Origin of the sequence: Schaalia hyovaginalis (genome assembly GCF_014208035.1) — a bacterium.
GTDB classification, from domain to species: Bacteria; Actinomycetota; Actinomycetes; order Actinomycetales; family Actinomycetaceae; genus Pauljensenia; species Pauljensenia hyovaginalis.
Genome location: NZ_JACHMK010000001.1, coordinates 2,003,929 through 2,025,700 on the forward strand (window position 1 = coordinate 2,003,929; position 21,772 = coordinate 2,025,700).

Annotated in this window: 21 protein-coding genes and 1 other RNA gene; 13 read left to right on the top strand and 9 right to left on the bottom strand. The window is 64.5% G+C overall.

The features are described from left to right. Positions 1-2: 2 nt before the first annotated feature. Positions 3-503, bottom strand: coding sequence for a helix-turn-helix domain-containing protein (locus HD592_RS08805; RefSeq protein WP_184453436.1), 501 nt, complete (start codon positions 501-503; stop codon positions 3-5). A gap of 522 nt (positions 504-1,025) precedes the next feature. On the opposite strand from HD592_RS08805, the gene HD592_RS08810 reads away from it, so the two are divergent. The 8 genes from HD592_RS08810 (at position 1,026) to HD592_RS08845 (ending at position 7,718) form a co-directional block, all read left to right on the top strand. Beyond that, complete coding sequence (locus HD592_RS08810) at positions 1,026-1,853, top strand: SDR family oxidoreductase (RefSeq protein ID WP_221437865.1); 828 nt, start codon at positions 1,026-1,028, stop codon at positions 1,851-1,853. A gap of 803 nt (positions 1,854-2,656) precedes the next feature. Continuing rightward, entirely contained in the window at positions 2,657-3,988 is a 1,332-nt protein-coding gene (locus tag HD592_RS08815; RefSeq protein WP_184453439.1) for a tyrosine-type recombinase/integrase, read from the top strand. Continuing rightward, positions 3,985-4,917, top strand: a complete 933-nt coding sequence (locus HD592_RS08820; RefSeq protein ID WP_184453442.1) for a hypothetical protein — start codon at positions 3,985-3,987, stop codon at positions 4,915-4,917. Before HD592_RS08815 ends, HD592_RS08820 begins: the two co-directional genes overlap by 4 nt. 164 nt (positions 4,918-5,081) lie before the next feature. Next, on the top strand, positions 5,082-5,309 hold the full coding sequence (locus HD592_RS08825; protein WP_184453444.1) for a helix-turn-helix domain-containing protein: 228 nt from the start codon (positions 5,082-5,084) through the stop codon (positions 5,307-5,309). 11 nt (positions 5,310-5,320) lie between these two features. After that, complete coding sequence (locus HD592_RS08830) at positions 5,321-5,575, top strand: hypothetical protein (RefSeq protein WP_184453446.1); 255 nt, start codon at positions 5,321-5,323, stop codon at positions 5,573-5,575. Between the two features lie 32 nt (positions 5,576-5,607). Continuing rightward, the gene (locus tag HD592_RS08835; RefSeq protein WP_184453449.1) at positions 5,608-5,919 is read left to right on the top strand and encodes a hypothetical protein; all 312 of its coding nucleotides are present in this window, start codon (positions 5,608-5,610) and stop codon (positions 5,917-5,919) included. After that, entirely contained in the window at positions 5,916-7,187 is a 1,272-nt protein-coding gene (locus HD592_RS08840; RefSeq protein WP_184451501.1) for an AAA family ATPase, read from the top strand. The genes HD592_RS08835 and HD592_RS08840 overlap by 4 nt, the downstream gene beginning before the upstream one ends. Before the next feature lie 279 nt (positions 7,188-7,466). Further along, the gene (locus HD592_RS08845) at positions 7,467-7,718 is read left to right on the top strand and encodes a hypothetical protein (protein ID WP_184451500.1); all 252 of its coding nucleotides are present in this window, start codon (positions 7,467-7,469) and stop codon (positions 7,716-7,718) included. A 1,216-nt stretch (positions 7,719-8,934) separates the two neighbouring features. Here the strand turns inward: HD592_RS08845 and ssrA are convergent. From ssrA to typA, 8 genes are all read right to left on the bottom strand, one after another. Then, positions 8,935-9,309, bottom strand: a transfer-messenger RNA (tmRNA) gene (ssrA, locus tag HD592_RS08850). A gap of 114 nt (positions 9,310-9,423) precedes the next feature. Beyond that, a complete protein-coding gene (locus HD592_RS08855) occupies positions 9,424-9,699 on the bottom strand; it encodes a hypothetical protein (protein WP_184453451.1) in 276 nt (91 codons plus the stop codon). Positions 9,700-9,996: 297 nt separating this feature from the next. After that, complete coding sequence (gene smpB, locus HD592_RS08860) at positions 9,997-10,524, bottom strand: SsrA-binding protein SmpB (RefSeq protein WP_184453453.1); 528 nt, start codon at positions 10,522-10,524, stop codon at positions 9,997-9,999. 78 nt (positions 10,525-10,602) lie between these two features. Further along, on the bottom strand, positions 10,603-11,883 hold the full coding sequence (locus HD592_RS08865; RefSeq protein WP_184453455.1) for a M23 family metallopeptidase: 1,281 nt from the start codon (positions 11,881-11,883) through the stop codon (positions 10,603-10,605). Beyond that, complete coding sequence (ftsX, locus tag HD592_RS08870; RefSeq protein ID WP_184453457.1) at positions 11,883-12,797, bottom strand: permease-like cell division protein FtsX; 915 nt, start codon at positions 12,795-12,797, stop codon at positions 11,883-11,885. The genes HD592_RS08865 and ftsX overlap by 1 nt, the downstream gene beginning before the upstream one ends. A gap of 4 nt (positions 12,798-12,801) precedes the next feature. Then, complete coding sequence (gene ftsE, locus HD592_RS08875; RefSeq protein ID WP_154476485.1) at positions 12,802-13,491, bottom strand: cell division ATP-binding protein FtsE; 690 nt, start codon at positions 13,489-13,491, stop codon at positions 12,802-12,804. Positions 13,492-13,718: 227 nt separating this feature from the next. After that, on the bottom strand, positions 13,719-14,843 hold the full coding sequence (prfB, locus tag HD592_RS08880) for a peptide chain release factor 2 (protein ID WP_184453459.1): 1,125 nt from the start codon (positions 14,841-14,843) through the stop codon (positions 13,719-13,721). Positions 14,844-14,963: 120 nt separating this feature from the next. Beyond that, complete coding sequence (typA, locus tag HD592_RS08885) at positions 14,964-16,883, bottom strand: translational GTPase TypA (protein ID WP_184453461.1); 1,920 nt, start codon at positions 16,881-16,883, stop codon at positions 14,964-14,966. Between the two features lie 216 nt (positions 16,884-17,099). Here typA and HD592_RS08890 point away from each other — a divergent pair, with 216 nt between their 5' ends. From HD592_RS08890 to HD592_RS08910, 5 genes are all read left to right on the top strand, one after another. After that, positions 17,100-17,684, top strand: coding sequence for a 1-acyl-sn-glycerol-3-phosphate acyltransferase (locus tag HD592_RS08890; RefSeq protein ID WP_184453463.1), 585 nt, complete (start codon positions 17,100-17,102; stop codon positions 17,682-17,684). A gap of 124 nt (positions 17,685-17,808) precedes the next feature. After that, the gene (locus tag HD592_RS08895; protein ID WP_184453465.1) at positions 17,809-18,831 is read left to right on the top strand and encodes an ABC transporter substrate-binding protein; all 1,023 of its coding nucleotides are present in this window, start codon (positions 17,809-17,811) and stop codon (positions 18,829-18,831) included. Further along, positions 18,828-19,871, top strand: a complete 1,044-nt coding sequence (locus HD592_RS08900; protein ID WP_343058783.1) for an ABC transporter permease — start codon at positions 18,828-18,830, stop codon at positions 19,869-19,871. Before HD592_RS08895 ends, HD592_RS08900 begins: the two co-directional genes overlap by 4 nt. After that, positions 19,864-20,988, top strand: a complete 1,125-nt coding sequence (locus HD592_RS08905; protein ID WP_221437866.1) for an iron chelate uptake ABC transporter family permease subunit — start codon at positions 19,864-19,866, stop codon at positions 20,986-20,988. Before HD592_RS08900 ends, HD592_RS08905 begins: the two co-directional genes overlap by 8 nt. After that, positions 20,985-21,740 carry an ATP-binding cassette domain-containing protein gene (locus HD592_RS08910; protein ID WP_184453467.1) on the top strand — a complete coding sequence of 252 codons (756 nt, stop codon included), beginning with the start codon at positions 20,985-20,987 and terminating at the stop codon, positions 21,738-21,740. Before HD592_RS08905 ends, HD592_RS08910 begins: the two co-directional genes overlap by 4 nt. The last annotated feature ends 32 nt before the right edge of the window (positions 21,741-21,772 follow it).

A 21,772-nucleotide genomic window follows, 5' to 3' on the forward strand; every position in this document is an offset into this window, starting at 1 on the left:
TTTCAGCCTTGCCCCTGATCCCTCAGATCTCGTAATTTTTTCAAATACGATACCTCTGCTTTTAACCTCGTATTCTCCTCAATTAACGCAGCATCCGGAACCGTCGCGCTCCTCTCGGGATCAGGGCTAGCAATCAACGTTTTCAGCTTCCTACCACGCCTTTTTGGGCGTAAGCCCTCATCACCAGCTAAACGCCACACCCGCACCCAGGAATACACGATATCAACCGAAGAAAAATTAAACTCTGCCGCCAACTGCCTCGCACTCTCACCAGCAAGAAAACGAGCAACAACCGAGCGCTTGAACTCCCACGAGTAAACAGCTTTCGTATCACCTGCCACAAGCGCCATTCTCCCATGCAGAACCCACCTGTCATAAAGAAGATTCACCGGCCGAAACGGCAACCCAAGTTTTCTCGCTGTGGCTCGAGAGCCATACCCCGCCTCAAACGAATCAACAGCCGCCTCTCGCTGCTCCACCGACAACGAACTATCAGGACGCATAACACCCCCTACCCTAAAACTGAACAAATAACCGTCCAACTTTCAGGGTTCAGTACATTCATAGGTCGCATGATCTGTGAAGTCAAGACCGGGAATATAATGTCTGATTCTCGACGCCTTCTTATCGTCGAGCCGCTGCCAATCCAACGTTTATCCATGTTCTTGTTTGATTTGAGTCGACGACGAATACAATTCGTCAAAGAGTGTGGTTAACCGCAAAACTAGTCGACCACGTTTTCAGCATCGCACATTCACTGCAAAGCACGTATCTAGCGGACGAGACAATACCCATTTGTTTGAGGATCAACGCATTGTCGTCTTCCTCTATACGGCGCTATCACTACTCGGATTCCGAAGAAGGAACAGGATCCGAAAGACATTGAGGAGCTACGGGCAACGAACTTCTTATTCTTCAATCCACGTCACAGAGATGTCGCTATACTGACTCTAAAGGCAAATGCCACCACCTAATCTCAAGGAGTTATTGTGGGAGTTTATGTAGTAACCGGAGTCGCATCCGGAATGGGTAAAGCAACCGCTAATCATCTTCGCTGGGCAGGCCACCGCGTCATCGGTATTGACCTCCACTATGCTGATATCACCGTAGATCTTTCCACGAAGGAAGGGCGCGATGAGGCAATCGCAAAAATCCACGAGATGAGTGGCGGGCGCCTCGAAGGTGCCGCCCTTGCCGCTGGTCTCGGCCCGATCCCTGGACGCGAAGAGCTCATCGCGAAGGTAAACTATTGGGGCGTCGTTGAGCTACTCGAAGGTATCCGCGATCTGCTCGCCGAAGGTATCGATTCGAAGGTCGTCGTCTTCTCCTCTAACTCGACCACCACAGTTCCCGGACTGCCGAAGGAACTCATCCAGGCATTCAACGATCGTGACCTCGATCGAGTACTCGAAGTCGCCAAGTCGACCCACAGTCCGGCAACCGCGATCTACGCAGGTTCCAAGACTGCACTAGCACACTGGGTCCGATCGACCGCTACCAAGATGGAATGGGCCGGATCAGGAATCCGCCTCAACGCACTCGCACCCGGCGCTATCCGCACTCCGATGATCGACAAGCAGCTTGCCACCCCAGAAACCGCGCAGGCTGTCCTCGACTTCCCTGTTCCAGTCGGCGGATTCGGCAATCCTGAAGACATCGCACAATGGGTGATCTTCATGCTCTCCCCTGCCGCTAACTTCCTCTGTGGCTCGGTTATCTTCCTTGACGGCGGTACCGATGCGTGGTTCCGCGCCAACGACTACCCCGGGCCAATCCAGCCGGAGGATATCGGCAAATACAAGGAACGTCTAGCGGAATACCAGGCTTACCGCAAGGAGCGCGACGGCGAATAAAGCGAAATTCTCTTACGATGTAGTCCCAGGCTCAGCATATTGAGCCTGGGACTTTTCAAAAGTTCCTGTTGAACTGGTACAACGACGTCATCTTTTCAACGACCGTCATCCGTTGACTGGGGCGTGCCCATGAAGAAACGACAGATGCAGTGTGCACACAACACCACCACCGATGCGATCCCGAAGCAAGCCAGTGGTTCTCAGTCCCATAACAGCAATCACTAAACGTGAGGCAAGCTATTTGGCACTCCAGTGAGGTTACAAGAGACGCGAGTCTCACAAGACGAACAACTAAAAGCCTCCCAGAAGACACTATAACTTGTGACGCCTACCATGAACCTTTTGACGTAGGCCCATACTTTTTGACGCCACCCCGGCTCAAGTCGCCCCGGACTGGTCAAACACCAGAATCTCACCGTCACGGGTCGTGACCAATACCGACCCCAATCGTCGCAACAAAACAAAGAACCCCTCGAATCTCGCGAAATACCTTGTAAAACGCGGAACCCAAGGGGTTCAGTTCGTACTCACATCTTCGTATCAAAAGTCGAGTACACATGGTGGAGATGGGGGGACTCTCCAAATCGCCAATTTTGGGCACTTTTCGGATTGGTGCGATCGCGCCGATTTCTTCACTTTTCGTTGGAATCGCGCGGGATTCCTACTTCGCGCTATAGCCCACCGAGTCCCACCGAATGCTAGGATTCCCCTTGGAGATGTAGCACGTAGGTAGCACCCCCCAACGTGCTACTAACCCCGACTTTTCCGCATGATTCCAATAACAGGGTGAGGAGATGGGTTTCATGTCCACCCCCCATCAGGGCCGAGATGTAGCACGAAACGCCGATAATCACGGATCAGGCCCCTCTCAGGGCAAGAGGCGCGGCCGCCGCCCGAAGCGATGGACCGGCTTCGGGAGCCGGAAGCAACTCAACTCCGGACGTTGGCAAGCCTCATTCCCCGATCCGACATGGACCGGGGACGGCAGGGCCCCGCGCATCCTCGCACCCCACACGTTCCGCCTTCAGGGCGAGGCCGAGCAATGGCTCATCAAGGTGGGGGCCGAGGTCGCCGCCGGGACATGGAAGCACCCCGATGCTGTCAAGGCCGCACAGATCAAGGAGGCCCGCGACGCCGAGGCACGTGAAATGACCGTCGAGGAATGGGGCACCGAGTACATCAGGTACGGACGCGAGGTCATGAAGTGGGCACGCAAGACCATTCAGAAGCGTGAGGGGATCCTCGAGAATCACGTGTACCCGACGTTCAAGACAATGCGCATCGTTGACGTGACCGACGAGGACGTGACTGAGTGGTATCAGCGCCTTCCCGACGGCGTGAAGGCGACGTGCTATCAGACGATGAACGCGATGATGAACCTTGGCGTGAAGTCGAAGAAGTGCCCACTCACATCCAACCCGTGCCAAGTGCCACGAGGGGGCAAGCCGATCCCCGTCAAGCCACCGAAGTACCTGTTCGCGGATCATGAGATCGACGCGATCGCCGACGCGATCTATCCGCGTGGCCGGGCCCTCGTCATCCTCGAAGCCGATGCCGGACTCAGGATCAATGAGGCGCTTGCCCTCACCCGTGATTGCATTGACCTCGACACCGTGAAGCGCACCGGCGTCGTCCACGTCCTCCACTCCCTCCACCGAGAAGGGAGCGGCCTCGCACTCGGGGCCACGAAGACACACAAGCGCCGCGACGTGTACCTAGCCGCCGACACCGTGGACGCGCTCGCGGCTCACTTGGAAGAGTTCACGGGCCCGGGTTTGAAGTCCCCCGTGTTCACGACGGCCACTCGCCCAGATTCGTTCATGCGCGACAACACGGCGACGAAGTGGCTTGAGACCGCCCTCAAGGCTGCCGAGGTACAGATTCCCGAGGACCGTTCGGCGGGGTGGCACGCCTTCCGGCATTACTCGGCGACGCGCTTCGGTCAGGCGGGCGCGACGACGGCGGCCCTCCTCGACCGCTATGGGTGGACGAAACCGGAAATGGCGATGCGCTACCAGCGTCAGGACGCCGACTATCAACAAGAGATCGTGTCGAACATGGCCGAGCGTCGGCGCGCGAATACGACGGGAGAGGTCGCCGACCTCGACGAGGCAAGGAAGAGGCTCCGGGCATGAGCGTTGATCGCGTCGATATTATTTGCGATCGCGGAATCTGGCACGCTCGAAACGGAAGCAATGAACGGCGCGCTTCGATCCTCGCTCGATTCGTTCCCGAAGAGGATCCCAAGGCGCAGGACGTTCCCGGGTGGCGTCTCGTCCTCAAAGAGCCGCGCGGGGGAACACCTGGGGCGATTGCGCGTGCGACTCACGACCGTTCGCAAGCGCCGAAGCTCTTCGGATGTATCGGCATTGATGAGCACGGAGAAATCAAGGAAGGCTTGATTCCCGAAGTACAGGTATTCCCCTGCATGTGCGGTTGGCCGACGTTCGCGATGCCTGAGGTCGCCGATCTGGCCAAACTACTTGACCGAGCGCGCTCGCGGGGGGAGAGGACGATTCACGTCGACGACCTCAATCGACTTGCTCCCAATGGCGCTTTCCTCGCGTTCTATCAGCCCGCGCCCCTATCCGAGTGGGAGACCTTCGCCCGACTCTCGTCAACGAAGAGTCGCGTTCCAGTTGAGCCACCGTACGATTCCGAGTGCTTCGCTCTTAAAGATCGTGACGGAAGGTGGTTGCAAGTGGTGTGTGACGGCGGTCCGAACGGAAGTCCATGGCACCATCGGCACGGCGCGCGAGTTATCGCCGCACTTCAAGGCGATTGGGCGGACGAGTACGGCGCCCACTATGGAATTAGTGGCGGCAAGCGAGAGGGCTATGACGAAGAAGCCGAGACTCCATATGTCATGTTGGATCAAGTTAACATGGGCGGCTGGGGTGTCGAGGACTGGGAGACGACCTACGCTCTGCACCCGTGCTCATGTGGGCGAGAGTTCCCGACGATGAAGCGGGAGAGGTTTCACAGGGTTATCGAAGCCCTAGCGGCCCGTCACTGCTACTGCATCAGCGTCGACACATTCATGAGAGCCGTTGCCCTTTCGTGAGCGTCTAGCGCACGCCGTGGCGCCCCGTGGGATACGATGTCGGGTAGCCGGTTGGGAACGGGCTTAACAGGTTCCCAGCACTCCCCTAGTAGGTGGGGCAGTGACAGCCGAATGAACACCCCTCGTGGTGTTGGCTCACTGCACCCTGAAAGGGGAGTTCTTTCATGTCTGCACCGAAGTCCCAAGCCGGGCCCCGGACCGCGTTCGTCACCGTTGACGACTTCGCCAAAGCCCTATCCGTTTCACCCTCGACCGTCCGAAACGCGATCAACCGTGGAGAGGTCCACACGATCCGGTTCGCGCGCGCCGTCCGGATCCCCATCAGCGAGTTCGAGCGCCTCGGGTACGGAATCCCCGCGTTCCTACTCTCCGAGAACGGAGAGGCGGCGTGACTATGCACCACATGAAGAAAGGCCGCCCCACCCCGAAGGGCGGGACGACCGTCGCCACTGTCAAGCATACGGCCCCCGAGGACATGGAGCGAACCGCGTGGCATGCGCTCCACGGATCCGCGCTCAGGCTCGCAGAGACGACCGGCCGGACCGTTGCCGAAGGTACGCGAGGGCGTTTCTCATCGGAAGTCCGGCGGATTGTTGAACGGCTCGACATTCTCGCCCTTCGCCTTGTCGCCCTCGCAGACGAGGGGGCGGACGAATGAGCGAATGGAAGTGCGCGGCTCGCGGATGTCCCATGTACCTCAACGGTTTTGACGCGGGCGAAGCGTTCGGCCACATGATCGGAGTCCAAGAGGGCTACGCGCGTGGCCTAAAGGAGACTAATCGCGCGCAGTTCGAGGAGGGGTATCGGGCCGCAGAAGAGGACATGGCGCGCCTTCAACGTCATGGCGTTGCCGTGGCCCAGTGGGCGGCGTCGAATCCGATCTTCGAGGAGTTGTGTCACCGGCGCGGCGATGTCGTGCGGGCGGCTCAAGCCAGAGCGGACCGTGAGCGCATTGATGCCGATGGGTCCCCGTGGCGTCGCGTGTTGGGGGGTGCGGCGTGAACCTCGAGCCCGACACCTGGGAGGACTACGCACCCGGTGAGGATGGTGATTCGGACGGCTGGCACGACTCGGACGGGCACCCGCTGTTCACCGATCTTGCGGTTGTGCTCGCCGACGGCTACCGGCCGCCCAAGCCCACCGTTATGCGCAGGGATGACCGTATCGGATTGTTCTATGCCAACGCGGTGAACGTGCTGTTTGGCGAGTCCGAGTCTGGCAAGACGTGGATTGCGCTCGCGGCCATTGCCGAGGTGCTGACCGATGGGGGGCGTGCCCTATTCGTCGACCTGGATCATAACGGTGCACAGGCGATTGGTGCTCGATTACTCGCGTTCGGGGTTCCCTTCGCGACCGTGGTCGACCGGACTCGGTTCCGCGTCTCCGAGCCCGACGAGTGGCAGGACCTACAAGCGGTGATCTCGATTGCCGTCTCAACGTTCCGCCCGGCTCTCGTCGTCGTCGATTCGGTGGGCGAGGTTGTGCCACTTCGGGGCGGCAACTCAAACAGTCCCGACGACTATACGGCCGTACATCGGGCGGTGTTCACCCGTCTTGCGTCGGCCGGGGCCGCCGTTGTCGCTATCGATCATGAGCCGAAGAATCGGGAGACGGCGAAACTCGGAGCGACTGGGACGGCCGCGAAGCGCAGAGCGGTGAACGGCGCTTACCTTCGCGTCAAGAAGGACGCGCGTCGACCGTTCGCGCCCGGGCATGGCGGGGCCGCGTACATCTCGATTGCGAAGGATCGGTTCGGGGGATTGCGCGGAGCGTCCCCCACGGGCACAGAGGAGCGTGAACCGCTCGCAGCGCGTTTCGTCATGGACACGGACGGCGACCGGCTCAATTGGCACCTGTATGCGCCCGGCGACAATGAGCGCAACCCCGACAGCGCGGCCAACGAAGATCATGTTCGCCGACTGCTTGAGGATCCGAACGTGTTCGCGATGACCATCTCCGGAGCGTGCAGCGTCCTACACATTCGCCGGGAGGACGCAGCGAAAGCGCTCGCAGAGGCGAAGCGGAGGAAGGAATCGGAGTTGGATGCAGTTCCCAGTTCCCACACTATGGGTACGGAACCGGGAACTATCCCCACAACGGGACGGCGGGCGGCACAGTTCCCGCATGATTCCACGGTTCCCGACGGTTCCCGGACAGTTCCCGGAACTACTCACCCCAATGCGGTTCCCGCGATAGTTCCCAGTTCCCACACTATGGGTACGGAACCGGAACCACAGACCGCACCCCTATGGGAGGACGGCGCAGCATGAGCCGAGCAACTCCACCGATCCGGATCACGAGTGGGCAAGCCTTCGACCTCGGGACACTCACTCAACGGGCCGCGCTCGCGGGAGCCCCGTGCGCTGGGGATCCGCGTTTCATTGATGATGATCGAGGATCCAAGCCGAGGCCACCCGCGAAAAGGGCGCGGGTGCCATGCCCCTACCCGGATCCTCCCCAGCCCTGTTTTCCGAGCATCCTCGGAAAAGTCAGTCATTCACCGGCCCGCGCTCGCGGATACGCCACCAGGGAGAAAGGATCACCCTCCCATGTCAGTCATTCACCGGCCAGCCCCCGGCGCGCGCATCGTCGCGACCATTGAAGGCCACGACCTTACGATCACCGGGCCGACCGCCCACACTCTCGACGAGTGGGAACAAGCCGGGCCCGCACTCCACATCCCGAGCATCGTCGTGCGCGACCTCGAGGACGCCGAACGCTTAGCAACCGCCCTCAAGGAGTACACGCGCGACCGCAAACGCTGGACGGCACACCACGGGACGCGACAGCCAATCGAGTAGGCGGATTGTGCCCACCCCAGGGCAGTGGGCGCGTCGGGGATGGGATGATTCTGAGTCACATCCATTCACCCGCACATCCCAGGGGGGAACCCCAGGCACAATGACTCCGGACCGCCGGTGAAAACTGAAAAATGCGCGCAGGGTTCAAAATTTTCGCCCACACACCCGCCAGCGCTCCCATGCGCGCAGATCACCACAAAACTCACCCGCCCTCACGCGATGCCCACAGCGGGCCCGCGAGCGCCCCTATCGGCCCGAAATGGGCCACCACTCACCCACCATCAGAGGCGCAGGGGGTCCACGTTTAGTGTGGACCCCCTCATCTGAGGGGTTTCCAAATAGTGGAACCCCATCGTGACGGCCCGCGCAGATGTTTCGCGATCCCAAGGCCCCTCCCCAGTGCTCGCGTTGCCCCAACACATGAAGCCCCAACACCCACCCTCACACGCACGCACACAGGACGGCACGGTACCGAATCCCGAAAACCCGTACACAGTCCGAGGGCGCATACGCGTAGCGGTCGGGTGTGGGGGCCTTGGGGTATCCCCCTCCCCCCACCTGCCTCGCGCTCCACGAGGCATAGCGACCTCCACACACAGAGGACCCACGAGCGCGGTTGAACAGGCTGTGAACAGGTGAAACAGCCCGGGCCATACTCACGGGCTAAAGGGAGGGCACGTAACGCTTATTCGCTTGCGCCGTCATCAACGAAGAGGCGTCATCCGCGTGAAGGCCCCTCCGGGCCGGGAGTCACTTGGCTTACTTCCCGGCCCGGAGGGTGTCAGCCGGAATGACACCCTCACCCACGAGCCCAGCTCAACACGGCCCATGCAGGCCGCACGATAGGCCCGACGACTCCCACACACGTCCACGCGCTCAAACACGCCCGAGAGGACGATTCCAAGCCCTCCCCGGGGGCCGGGCACGCCGGATGAACTCGACACAGCGAAGAAGCACGCCTTCGAAGCCGAGGCCCTCCTCGTTTCCAATGAAGTAGCCAGCCTTATGACTCGACTCGAGGACGCTCACCCCGGCCGCGAGCGCACTCGCGACACAACGAAGATCGGGGGTATCGATAACGGGACCGTACAAGGTCATGGCGACCACCTTTCGACGGTGGCGCCACGCGGTCCGTTGGTGCATTTCTCCGAACGATGTAGCACGTAGGTAGCACGCACCCCCTCCGAGGAGGGTTTTTCGTTGTAATCATGCGGATTGGTGGAGATGGGGGGAATCGAACCCCCGTCCGACGGCCGACCCCGAGGTCTTCTCCGGGCGCATCCTGCTGATTATTTCTCAGCCCCCAACGTCATGCAGGCCTACTGCTGGATGGGCTCAGTCGATTGAGTGTCGGAGCGGACCCACCGACATGGCCCGCACCCAGTGGCCCCCTGAACGACGCCAGACACCGGGCTGAGGGCACCACCCGGGCTGACGGACTAAAGGTTCACGCGGCAATCAGGCGGCGAGAACGTAGTCGGTGCGGTTCTGTTCGGCACCTATTGGTTTGCACGCAGCGTTTGCGAGTTGAGCGCGCGTTCTCGGCCCGCTTCCCCTCGATCGACGACCGCCGTCGAAACCGATCATCCCCTATTGAGTTCATCAACTCCCCGGGTCGGCCGAAGCCGTCCGGACGCATCAGAATAGCCCTTCTGCGACGAAGCGCGCAAGAGGAACAGCGCGAAGAGCCCGGAGGCTCGGGGCTTCACACGCCCCGATACGAATCAACGGCCGCCTTCGCATCGGCCAAGGAGCAGCCGGTCCGCCGACGGAAAGAGGCGACCGCTCCGATCACCTTCCCCGAATCGATGAGCCGGATCTCCTCCTCATTGAGGCTCGGAAGGCAGCCCGGAGGATTCAGCGCGGATGGCGCAGGATAGTGCGAATCCGACGCCGAGGCAGGCTCTGCCGCCTGGCCGACCACGTCCTCGAACCACCGGGCCTGCGCTTCGACGACCCGGACGGCCTGCCAATCGGCCACTCCCGTGCGGTCCCGGTACAGGGCCGAGGCGCGGGGCGGTCACCCTTGGCAACCAGGGCCTGTTCCTCCTGCGAGAGGGGCGGGGCGCTCCACGTCGTCGATCCCGAGGACACGCGTCGCGTCCCGTTCCGGCCGAAGGACTCGTCACGGCCTTCGGCACTGCCCGCAGGAGCGTCCACTGCCGCGCCCTCACCGCTCAGTGGCGCATCCGCCGTCCCGCCGCTGAAGAAACGGCGGAGTTTGGCGAAGAGGCCCTCGTGCGGTTCGTATTCGATCACTCCCACGACATCCTCCGATTCAGCGCTGCGGACGCTTCACATAGCGGCTCATCGCACGTTCGGCTTCGCGCTTGTCCTGCTTCTCGCGAAGCGCATGACGCTTGTCGAACTCCTGTTTGCCCTTCGCCAGGGCGATCTCGACCTTCGCGCGGCCTCCGATGAAATAGAGCTCGAGCGGGACGACCGTGTACCCCTTGGCCTGGACCTTCTGCTCGATCCGCAGGATCTCCGAGCGATGGAGCAGGAGCTTGCGCTTACGGGTTGGCGCGTGATTCGTCCACGAGCCCTGGGCGTACATGGGGATGTTCGCGCCGTAGAGCCAGGCTTCGCCGTTCTTCGCCTCGACCCAGGAGTCGACCAGCGAGGCGCGCCCCATCCGCAGGGCCTTCACCTCGGTCCCCGTCAGGACCAGTCCGGCCTCCCAGGTGTCCTCGATGAGATAGTCGTGGCGCGCCTTCTTGTTGCGCGCGATCGTCTTCTTCGCATCGGATGCCGCCTTGCGACGCTCGCCCTCAGTCAGCTTGGGCTTCTTCCATTCTTTGGGCACAGCGCACCCCCTTTCTCCGGTCTCAGGTTGTCGAGGGCGGAGCCCCGCGCAACAGAAGGACAATATTAACGCCTACGGTCACAGGTAGCCCATCGGATCGACGGTCCCTCCGTTGACGCGCACCGTGAAGTGCAGGTGGCATCCCGTCGAATACCCGGTCGTGCCGACGTAGCCGATGACCGTGTTCGTGTCGACGTACTGGCCGACGGAAATGGAGGCCGGTGCCTGAAGATGCAGGTAGCTCGTTGAGACCTGGGCGCCGCCGATCGTCCCGTGGTTGATGGAGATGGTATTGCCGCCGCCCTCGTCCCAGCTCGCATCGCTCACGTATCCGGGCGCCGAGGAATAAAGCGGGGTGCCGCAAGAGGCCGCGAAGTCCGTGCCGTCGTGAAGGCGCCAGATCCCAATGACGGGATGCAGGCGCATGCCGTACGGGGAGGTCATGACCATCGGGATCCGCAGGGGGAAGGTGAGACCGCTGGCCGAGCTCTGCGGCACCGCGCCCTGGGCCGCCGCTGCAGCATCGATCGCCGCGAGACGATCGTTGAGGGCCTTGTAGTCGTCCTGCGCCTTCCTCAGCTGATCCGCCGCTTCCGACTTCCGGGCATCCCAGGCGGCCTGCTTGGTCTCCGCGTCGCTCTTGGCCTTCTCAAGAGCAGCGAGTCCCGCTTGCGCGTCACTCTCCGCCTTCTGCGCGGCTGCGAGCGTATCGGCCGCCGTCTTCTCGAGCGCGCTGATGCGATCAGTGATGGACGTCTGCCTGCTCTCCTGAGTGCGCTGACGGGTCCTCACGTCGATAGCGGCCGCGATCGCCTGGGATTGGGAGCGGGCCATCGCATCGGCCGCCGCCGCCCGCTGACCGATGTTCTCCGTACCCGACTTGGTGAATGCGACGACGGCCGGTGAATCCGAGCCGTTCCGGTACATCTGACGGGCCAGCTGGCCGATCGCCTCGTTGGCGAGCTCCTCCTTCGCCTGAGCGGCCTGCGAGGACTCGACGAACCGGTCCTTCTCGGCCTGCGCCGCACTGAGCTGGCCGATGGCGACCTCGTGTTCACGGTTCGCCGTGTCGCGCCGTTTCCGGGCGTCCTCCAGCTGCTTCTCGGCCTCGGGAATGCGCTCGTTCGCCGTTTGCAGATCCACGTAGATCGCGGCGAGCTCGGAGTCGATCCCCTCCAGGTCGGCCGAGAGCTGATCGACCTGGTTCGACGCGGCGTCACGCTGGCGCTCGACATCGTCACGGTCGTCCGCCGCGGACGGCGTCACCGTCGTGACCAGCGCCGTGAGGGCGACCACCGCGCCGACTGCCAGCGCGCGGCCCCTGAGGAGCCTACTGTGCGGATGAAGAGGCACGTTCATCAGACCTTCGTGTACTTGGCGAGCGACCAGGCGGAGGCGACGAGGGCGAGGAGGACGGCCGCGAGGATGAGGATCGGCATCATGATGCCGACCTCGGTCAGGCCGACGAAGCTCGTCCATTTGAAGGCCGGAGCGAGCCACCCCTGAACCAGGAAGTGGACGCCGGCGAACAGCGCGCCGACCGAGAGCAACGCCCCGGTGACGGCGGCGAGGGCGCCCTCGATCATGAAGGGGGCCTGGATGAACAGGTTGGAGGCGCCGACGTAGCGCATGATCTGGGTCTCCTGCTCGCGGCTCATGGCGGACAGGCGGATCGTCGTCGAGATCAGGAGGACTGCGGCGATGATCATCACCGCGCCGAGGCCGAGGGCGAGCATCCTGGCCGCGTCGATCACGCGGAACAGGGGCTCGATGATCTCGCGCTGGTCCTTGACTTCGGAGACTCCCGGAACGCCGGAGAACTCCTCTTTGATGATCGAGTACTGCTCGGGGTCGACGAGCTTGACCCGGAAGGAGACCTGCATCATGTCGGCGCTGGTCCACTGGCCGATCGTCGAGTCGCCGTAGAGCTTCTGGAAGTTCGCGTACGCCTCTTCCTTCGACTCCTCGTAGACGTTCTTGACGTACGCCGTCATCGCCGATGAGTTCAGCTTCTCCCTCACGGTCGCGATCTGCTCTTCGCTCGCCTCTTCACCGTTGCACGAGGGCGTCCCGTCGTCGATGGCGCACATGTAGATCGACACTTCGATCTTGTCGTACCACTGGGACTTCATGCGCATGACCTGCATCTGAGACAGGCCGGCCACGCCCACGAAGAGGAGGGAGACGAAGGTCACGAGGACGACGGCGACGGACATCGCCCGATTGCGGGACAGGCCCTTGCCGACCTCGGAGAGAATGAAACGGAGCTTCATCGGATCACCTCGCCGATCCGTAGACGCCGCGCGACTGATCGCGCACGATCTGGCCGCCCTGGAGCTCGATGACGCGCTTGCGCATCTGGTTCACAATGTCGGCATCGTGCGTCGCCATGACGACGGTCGTCCCGGTCCGGTTGATCCGGTCGAGGAGCCTCATGATGCCGAGCGAGGTATCCGGGTCGAGGTTGCCCGTCGGCTCGTCGGCGAGCAGGAGCTCGGGCCGGTTGACCATCGCGCGCGCAATCGCCACGCGCTGCTCCTCACCGCCGGACAGCTCGTGAGGCAGTCGCTTCTCCTTGCCCGCGAGGTCGACGAGTTCGAGCGCCTCGGGGACAGCGGAGCGAATCGCGTGCTTCGGCTTGCCGATGACCTGCATCGCGAGGGCGACGTTCTCGTAGACCGTCTTGGACGGGAGGAGGCGGAAGTCCTGGAAGACCGTTCCGATCTGCCTGCGCAGCTTCGGCACCGCCCAGTTCGACAGGCGCGCGACGTCCTGACCGAGGACCCAGACGTGCCCCGAAGTCGTCTTCAGCTCGCGCATGACGAGTTGAAGGAAGGTCGATTTCCCCGAGCCGGATTTGCCAACGAGGAAGACGAACTCCCCTCGTTCAACTTCGAGCGACACGTGATCGAGCGCGGGTTTGGCGCCCGGCGTGTACACCATGGTGACATCGTCGAATCGAATCATTGAGCCATCCAGTCTGGGGTAGTGGTCGCGACCAGACTAGGCGCGCGCGCTCCGCGCCTCTTCGGCGACACGCGGCCGGAGCGGAACCCGATGAGACTCACAGGCGGCCCGCCCGCGGGATCGTCATGCCGCTCCGCCGCCCTCGTCTCCCCTCCCCTGCGAGGGGAGGAATCGCCCCGACGGGGCTCGCAGGAGCCGGACGGCGCAGGACTCCTGCGCCTCCGGGTTCAGGACTCCTGTGCCTCGTTCTGCTGGTTCTTGCGCCAGCGGATCCCCGCATTGATGAAGCCGTCGATGTCCCCGTCGAAAACGGACTGTGGGTTGCCGGACTCGAACTGCGTGCGCAGGTCCTTGACCATTGTGTAGGGCTGCAGGACGTAGGAGCGCATCTGGTCGCCCCAGGAGGCCTTCACATCGCCCGCGAGCTCCTTCTTCTTCGCCTGCTCCTCTTCGTGGCGCAGCACGAGGAGGCGCGACTGGAGGACGCGAAGAGCCGCCGCACGGTTCTGGATCTGCGACTTCTCATCCTGCATGGACACGACGATGCCGGTCGGGATGTGCGTCATGCGGACGGCAGAGTCCGTCGTATTCACCGACTGGCCGCCGGGGCCCGAGGAGCGGAAGACGTCGATCTTCAGTTCGGATTCGGGGATCTCGATGTGGTCGGTCGATTCGATGAGGGGGATGACCTCGACCGCCGCGAAGGAGGTCTGGCGGCGCCCCTGGTTGTCGAAGGGGCTGATGCGGACGAGGCGGTGCGTGCCGGCCTCGACGGACAGGGTGCCGTAGGCGTAGGGGGCCTGGACTTCGAAGGTCGCGGACTTCAGGCCGGCCTCTTCGGCGTAGGAGGTGTCCATGACCTTCGTCGGGTAGCCGTGACGCTCCGCCCAGCGCAGGTACATGCGCAGCAGGATTTCGGCGAAGTCGGCGGCGTCGACGCCGCCGGCGCCCGACCGGATCGTGATGACGGCGTTGCGCTCGTCGTATTCGCCGTCGAGGAGGGTGCGGATCTCGAGGTCGGAGATGTCGGACTTCAAGGAGACGAGGTCGCCCTCGGCCTCGGCGAGGATCTCGGCGGCCTCATCGGGGTCTTCACCGGCCATGTCGACCATGGCCTCGAGGTCGTCGATCCGATCGACCATGCGGGTCACCCGATCCAGCTCGGACTGCCGGTGCGAGAGCGCCGAAGTGACCTCCTGGGCGTGCGCGGGATCGTCCCACAGGTCGGGGGCGGTCGCCTGCTTCTCGAGCTCGGCGATCTGGGTGCGCAGGCGCTCGGGCTGGACGACGGCGAGGACGTTCTCCATCGTCGTGCGCAGTGCTTGGATCTCTTCGGGGAATTCAATGGCCACGGCCCCAGCCTAGTCGATCCGGAGGCTCGAACCGGCTCCCGCGGCCGTCGCGAGCATCACCTTCGACCCGCCCGGGCCGCCGTTCTCGCGTGCGGACGGGAGGCGGGCCGAAGGCCCCTCCTACTTCTGGGCGCGGCGTTCGCGCGCGGCGATCTTGAAGCGCTCCTGCGCGTCGAGGACGACCTTGCGCACGCGGATCGCCTCGGGCGTCACCTCGACGCACTCGTCGTTGGCAGCGAACTCGAGGGATTCCTCGAGGGTGAGCCTGCGCGAGGGCGTGAGCGACTCGTAGACGTCGGCCGTCGCCGAGCGCGTGTTCGTCTGCTTCTTCTCGCGGCAGATGTTGACGTCCATGTCCTCGCCGCGCGGGTTCTCGCCGACGACCTGGCCCTCGTAGACCTCCGAGCCGGGTTCGACGATGAAGGAGCCGCGCTCCTGGAGGTTGGTCATCGCGTAGGGGGTCGCCTGTCCGGCGCGGTCGGCGACGAGCGAGCCGGTGAGGCGCTGTTCGATCGCTCCCTGCCAGGGCGCGTAGCCGTCGGCGATCGACGAGGCGATGCCGGTGCCGCGCGTCTCGGTGAGGAAGCGCGTGCGGAAGCCGATGAGGCCGCGCGCGGGCACGACGAACTCGAGGCGGATCCAGCCCGAGCCGTGATTCGCCATCGTCTCCATGCGGCCCTTGCGGGCGGCCAGGAGCTGCGTGACGGCGCCGAGGTACTCCTCGGGGATGTCGATCGTCATGCGCTCCATCGGTTCGGAGCGCACGCCGTCGATGTCCTTGGTGACGACCTGCGGCTTGCCGACGGTGAGTTCGAATCCTTCGCGGCGCATCTGCTCGACGAGGATCGCGAGGGCGAGCTCGCCGCGGCCCTGAACCTCCCAGGCGTCGGGGCGCTCGGTCGCCAGGACCTTCAGGGAGACGTTGCCGATGAGTTCGCGGTCCAGGCGGTCCTTCACCTGCCGGGCCGTGACCTTCGCGCCCTTGACGCGACCCGCCATCGGCGAGGTGTTGATGCCGATGGTCATGGAGATCGCCGGATCGTCGACCGTGATGAGCGGGAGGGGACGAGGGTCCTCGAGATCGACGAGGGATTCGCCGATCATGATGTCGTCGATGCCGGCGACGGCGACGATGTCGCCCGGGGCCGCGGATTCGGCGGACACGCGTTCGAGCCCCTCGGTGCGCAGGAGTTCGGTGACGCGGACCGACTTGATCGTCCCGTCGTGACGGGCGAGGCCGACGGTCGCGCCCTTGGTGAGGGTGCCGTTGTGGATGCGCAGGAGCGCGAGGCGCCCGAGGAAGGGGGAGGCGTCGAGGTTGGTCACGTGCGCCTGGAGAGGCACGCCCTCCTCGTAGGAGGGGCCCGGGATCCTCGACAGGATCGTTTCGAACAGGGGCTCGAGGTCTTCGGTCGGCTGCACGCCGTTGCCGGGGTTGGTCAGCGAGGAGACGCCGGCTTTCGCGCAGGCGTACACGACCGGGACGTCGAGCAGCGCATCGACATCGGCGTCCACGCCGTCGTTCAGCAGGTCCTCGCCGAGGGAGAGGAGGAGGTCGGTCGTCTCGGAGACGACCTCGTCGATCCGGGAGTCGGGCCGATCGACCTTGTTGACGACGACCACGACGGGGAGCTGGGCCTGCAGGGCCTTGCGGAGGACGAAGCGCGTCTGGGGAAGGGGCCCTTCCGAGGCGTCGACCATGAGGACGACGCCGTCGACCATCGACAGGCCGCGCTCGACCTCGCCGCCGAAATCGGCGTGGCCGGGGGTGTCGATGACGTTGATCGTGACGCCGTCCTCGAGTCCGAGCTTCTGGGCGGCAGGACCCCGGTAGTGGACCGCGGTGTTCTTGGCGAGGATCGTGATGCCCTTCTCGCGTTCGAGATCGCCCGAATCCATGACGCGCTCACCGGTCTTCTCGACCGTGTCGCGATCCGAGAACGCGCCGGACTGCCAGAGCATCGCGTCGACGAGCGTCGTCTTGCCGTGGTCGACGTGTGCGACGATCGCGACATTGCGCAGGTCCTGGCGTACGGGCATGTGATTCCTCGATTCCTCGCGCCCCTGTGGCGCAATGAGCACCCCCGATCCTAGTCGTTCAGGCCGCTGCGCCCGAGGGCGGGACGTGCGACATCGGCCACGCGTCGAGCCGCTACTCTGGGCGCGTGAGCACGTCCGGGGCCCGGCCCTCCCGGCCCCTCGACGGCTCGCGCCCTCGACACCGCCGATCTGCACGGGAGCTCTGAAATCGGACTCATGCGCATCCGCCGCTTCGTCGCGAAGACTTACATGCTGTTCTCGCGTTGGACCTTCATCCACGAGCCTCTGGAGGACAAGACGCTGGTCATCGGCGCTCCGCACACTTCGAACTGGGACGGCGTCTTCATGGCCCTGTGCTTCTGGTCACTGGGGCGCCCCTTCAATTTCCTCGTGAAGGAGTCCGTGACGAGGGTCCCACTGCTCGGCCCCTTCGTCCGTGCGATCGGCGCGATGCCGATCGACCGCTCCGCGGCGCACGGGGTCGTGGGGCAGGTGGTCGCCAGGGCGGCCGAGGCCGATGAGTTCACCGTGGTCCTGACCCCCAAGGGCACGCGCTCGCCCAGGCAGTATTGGAAGTCCGGTTTCTACCGGATGGCCCTGGGAGCGGACCTCCCCGTCGCGCTCGGCTACGTGGATGCAAAGACCCGCACCTTCGGCTGGGGCCCTTCGATTCGCCTCAGCGGGGATCCGAAGGCGGATATGGATGTGATCCGCGCCTTCTACGCCGACAAGACCGGGGTGAATCCGGAGCTCGTCTCCGTTCCGCGCTTGCGGATCGAGGACGAGGGATCTGAGTCATGACCAGCGCTTCTTAGGGTGACCTTTCTATCCTCAGTCACAATTTACATCACGAGCTCCTATCGAATATCGTGCGAGCTGCGCACGACCGTGCGCCCATCGACAATCGACTTGTAGGAGTTCCATCGTGGCCTCGACCGCGCTCCGCGCACGCGCCGTCTCCCTCGCCCTCGTCGGCATCACCGCATTCACCCTCGCCGCCTGCAGCACCGACGGCGGCGAACCCGCCGCCCAATCCGCCTCGAGCGCACCCCAGTCCGCAGCCGCGAAACCGGCGACGATCACGGTCGAGGACCTCCACGGCTCAGTCGAGGTCCCGACCTCCCCGAAGAGCATCGTCGCCACCGACAACCGGATCTTCGAGACCCTCGAGGACTGGGGCGTGAAGCTCTCAGCCGCACCGCGCCAGATCATCGCCAGCACCTCCGCCTACGCCGCCGACGAGACGGTCGTCGACCTCGGCTCCCACCGCGAACCGAACCTCGAGGCGCTCGTCGCCGCGAATCCCGATCTCGTCCTCAACGGCCAGCGCTTCCAGAAGCAATACGACGCGATCAAGGGCCTCGTCCCCGGCGCAGCCCTCGTCGACACCAACATCGACCCGGACAAGCCGCTCGACGCCGAACTCATCCGCGTCACGACCCTCCTCGGGAAGATCTTCGGCAAGGAGGACAAGGCAGCTGAGCTCGTCGCCGACTTCGAGAAGGCGATCGCCCGCGTGAAAGCCGCCTACTCCTCCGACCAGACCGTCCTCTCCGTCATCGTCTCCGGCGGCGAGATCAACTACTCGGCCCCCGGCTCGGGCCGGACCCTCGGTCCGATCTACTCGGTCCTCGGCCTGACCCCCGCCCTGTCCTCGGAAGGCTCGACCGACCACGAGGGCGACGACGTCTCCGTCGAGGCGATCGCCCAGTCGAACCCCGCGTGGATCCTCGTCATGGACCGCGACGCGGCCATCGGCGCCAAGCAGGGCAAGACCCCCGTCCCCGCCAACGAGGTCCTCGCGAACACCTCCGCCCTCGCGAACGTCGACGCCGTGAAGAACGGCCGCATCCTCTACATGCCCGCAGACACCTACGTCAACGAGTCGATCCAGACCTACACGGAGTTCTTCACCCAGATCGCCGACGCCATGGAACAGGCGAAGTGACGATCTCGACCTCACGCCCCTCGGATACGAGGGCGGCGGCGGGAGTCGCGGGCCGGGCCCGCGACTCCCGCCCCGGCGCGCCCCTGCGAATCAAGGTGACGGCCCCGGTCGAGATCCTCTCCTGGACCCTCGCCCTCCTCGGACTCGCCGCCGCCTCCCTCCTCGTCGGGGTCTACGACGTCTTCGGCGCCCCGGACGGGACGCGGATGCTCCTGCTCACCCGGATCCCCCGCACCGTCTCCCTCCTCCTCGCCGGCGCGGCACTCGCAACCTGCGGGCTCGTCATGCAAAGACTCACCCGCAATCGCTTCGTCGAGCCGACGACGACGGGCACGACCGAATGGGCGGGCCTGGGCCTGCTCACCGCCCTCATCCTCACCCCGGACGCCCCGATCGTGTGGAAGATGGTCCTCGCGATCGCCTTCTCCTTCGGCGGGACGATGCTCTTCTTCGCGATCCTCGGACGGATCCGCGACACCTCAGCGCTCCTCGTCCCGATCATCGGCATCATGCTCGGCGCCGTCGTCGGCGCCGTCTCGACGTGGGTCGCCCTCGCGACGAACGCCCTCCAGTCGATGGGCGCTTGGTTCATGGGCTCCTTCGCCTCGGCGATCGAGGGCCAGTACGAGCCGGTGTGGGCCGTGCTCCTCGTCCTCATCGGGATCGCCGTCGTCGCCGACCGCTTCACCGTCGCCGGACTCGGGAAGGACGTCGCGACCTCAGTCGGCCTCGACCACGGGCGCACCATCCTCGTGGGGACCGCGATGGTCGCCTCGGCGACGGGGATCATCACCGTCGTCATCGGGAACCTGCCCTTCCTCGGCCTCATCGTCCCCAACGTCGTCGCCCTCGTCCACGGCGACGACCTCCGCTCCACCCTCCCCCGCGTCCTCGCCCTCGGCGCGGCGACCGTGACCGCCTGCGACATCATCGGCCGAAGCATCATCATGCCCTTCGAGATCCCCGTCGGAACGATCCTGTCCCTCCTCGGCGCGATCGTCTTCACCGCGCTCCTCCTGAAAGGAGGCCGAGGTGACTGACCTCGCGCTCCGCCCCTCCCCATCGGCCCCGCCCGCGACCGACGAGCAGCCGAAGCCCCTCACGGCGCCCGCCCGGCCGCCCCGCGCCGGCGCCTCCTCCTCGCCCCGTGAAAGCCTCTTCGACCACTCGATCTTCGCCGAACCGGCCTCTGAGAGGCGTCATCGCCTCCGCGTCGGGCTCCTCCTCGCAGCGGCCCTCCTCGTCTCGATCGGGCTCCTCGCCTGGGACAACCCCTTGCCCGTCGGGACCGAAGGATTCTGGCGGATCGCGAGGCTCCGCGCCCACGCCCTCATCGCGATCCTCCTCGTCGGCTGGTGCCAGGGGCTTGCGACGATCGCCTTCCAGACGATCGCGGGCAACCGGATCCTCACGCCCTCGATCATGGGATTCGAATCGCTCTACCGCCTCATCCAGACGAGCGTCGTCTTCCTCTTCGGCGCCGCGGGCCTCGCGTGGATCCCCGCGCCCCTCGAATACCTCGTCCAGGCGGGCCTCATGGTCGGCTTCGCCGCTCTCCTCTTCGGATCGCTCCTGTTCACCGGGCGCACCGACCTCCACCGCACGCTCCTCATCGGCATCGTCATCGGCACGGGCCTCGGCGCGGGAGCCGCCTACCTCCAGCGCCTCCTCACGCCGACCGAATTCGACCTCCTCTCCGCCCGGCTCATCGGGAACATCTCGAACGCCGACCCGACCTGCCTCCTGCTCGCCGCGCCCCTCGCCCTCGCAGCGGGCATCTGGCTGATCAAGATGTCGCCGAACCTCGACGTCCTCGCCCTCGGCCCCCACATCGCCACCGGGCTCGGCATCGAGGTGCGAAGCGTGAGGATGCGCGCCCTCCTGCTCATCGCCGTCCTCATGGCGGTCTCGACCTCGCTCGTCGGACCGATGTCCTTCCTCGGATTCCTCATCGCCCTGGCGACCTACGAGATCTCCGGGACCCACGCGCACTCCCGTATCCTCCCGCTCGGCGCGATCATCGGCGTCGTCCTCCTGGGCGGCTCGTACTTCATCCTCCGCCACGTCTTCTACGCGCAAGGCTCGGTCGGCGTGATCATCGAGGCCGTCGGCGGCACGGCCTTCATCCTCCACATCCTGAGAAAGGGACGACTGTGATCCGCGTCGACGGCGCCCTGAAGATCTACTCGAGCGAGACCGCGATCGGTCCGATCGACCTCACGATCCCCCGAGGCGGGATCACCGCGCTCGTCGGCCCGAACGGCGCCGGCAAATCGACCCTCCTGACCCTGATAGGCCGGCTCCTGCGCATGGACGAGGGGCGCATCGAAGTCGCCGGCCTCGACGTATCGGAGGCGAAATCCGCCGACCTCGCCAAGGTCTTGTCGATCCTGCGCCAGGAGAACCACTTCCTCTCCCGCCTCACGGTCCGCCAGCTCGTCGGATTCGGACGATTCCCCTACTCGAGGGGACGCCTCACCCCCGATGACCTCAGGATCGTCGACGAGGCGATCGCCTTCCTCGATCTCGGAGGGATCGCCGACCGCTTCATCGACGAGCTCTCCGGCGGCCAGCGCCAGCGCGCCTACGTCGCAATGGTCCTCGCGCAGGAGACCGACTGCGTCCTCCTCGACGAGCCGCTCAACAACCTCGACATGGCGCGCTCCGTCCAGATGATGCGCAACATCCGCGAGGCCGCGGATCGTCTCGCTCGGACCTTCGTCATCGTCCTCCATGACATCAATTTCGCCGCCGCCTACGCCGATTCGATCATCGCGATGAAGGACGGGCGGATCATCGCCCAGGGCGCGCCGTCCGAGATCGTCACCGAGGAGATCCTCACCGGCATCTTCGACACCGAGGTTCGCGTCCTCGACGGGCCGAAGGGGCCTATCGCCGTCTACTACTGACTCCGCTGCCGACCCGGCGCCCGCCGACGGCC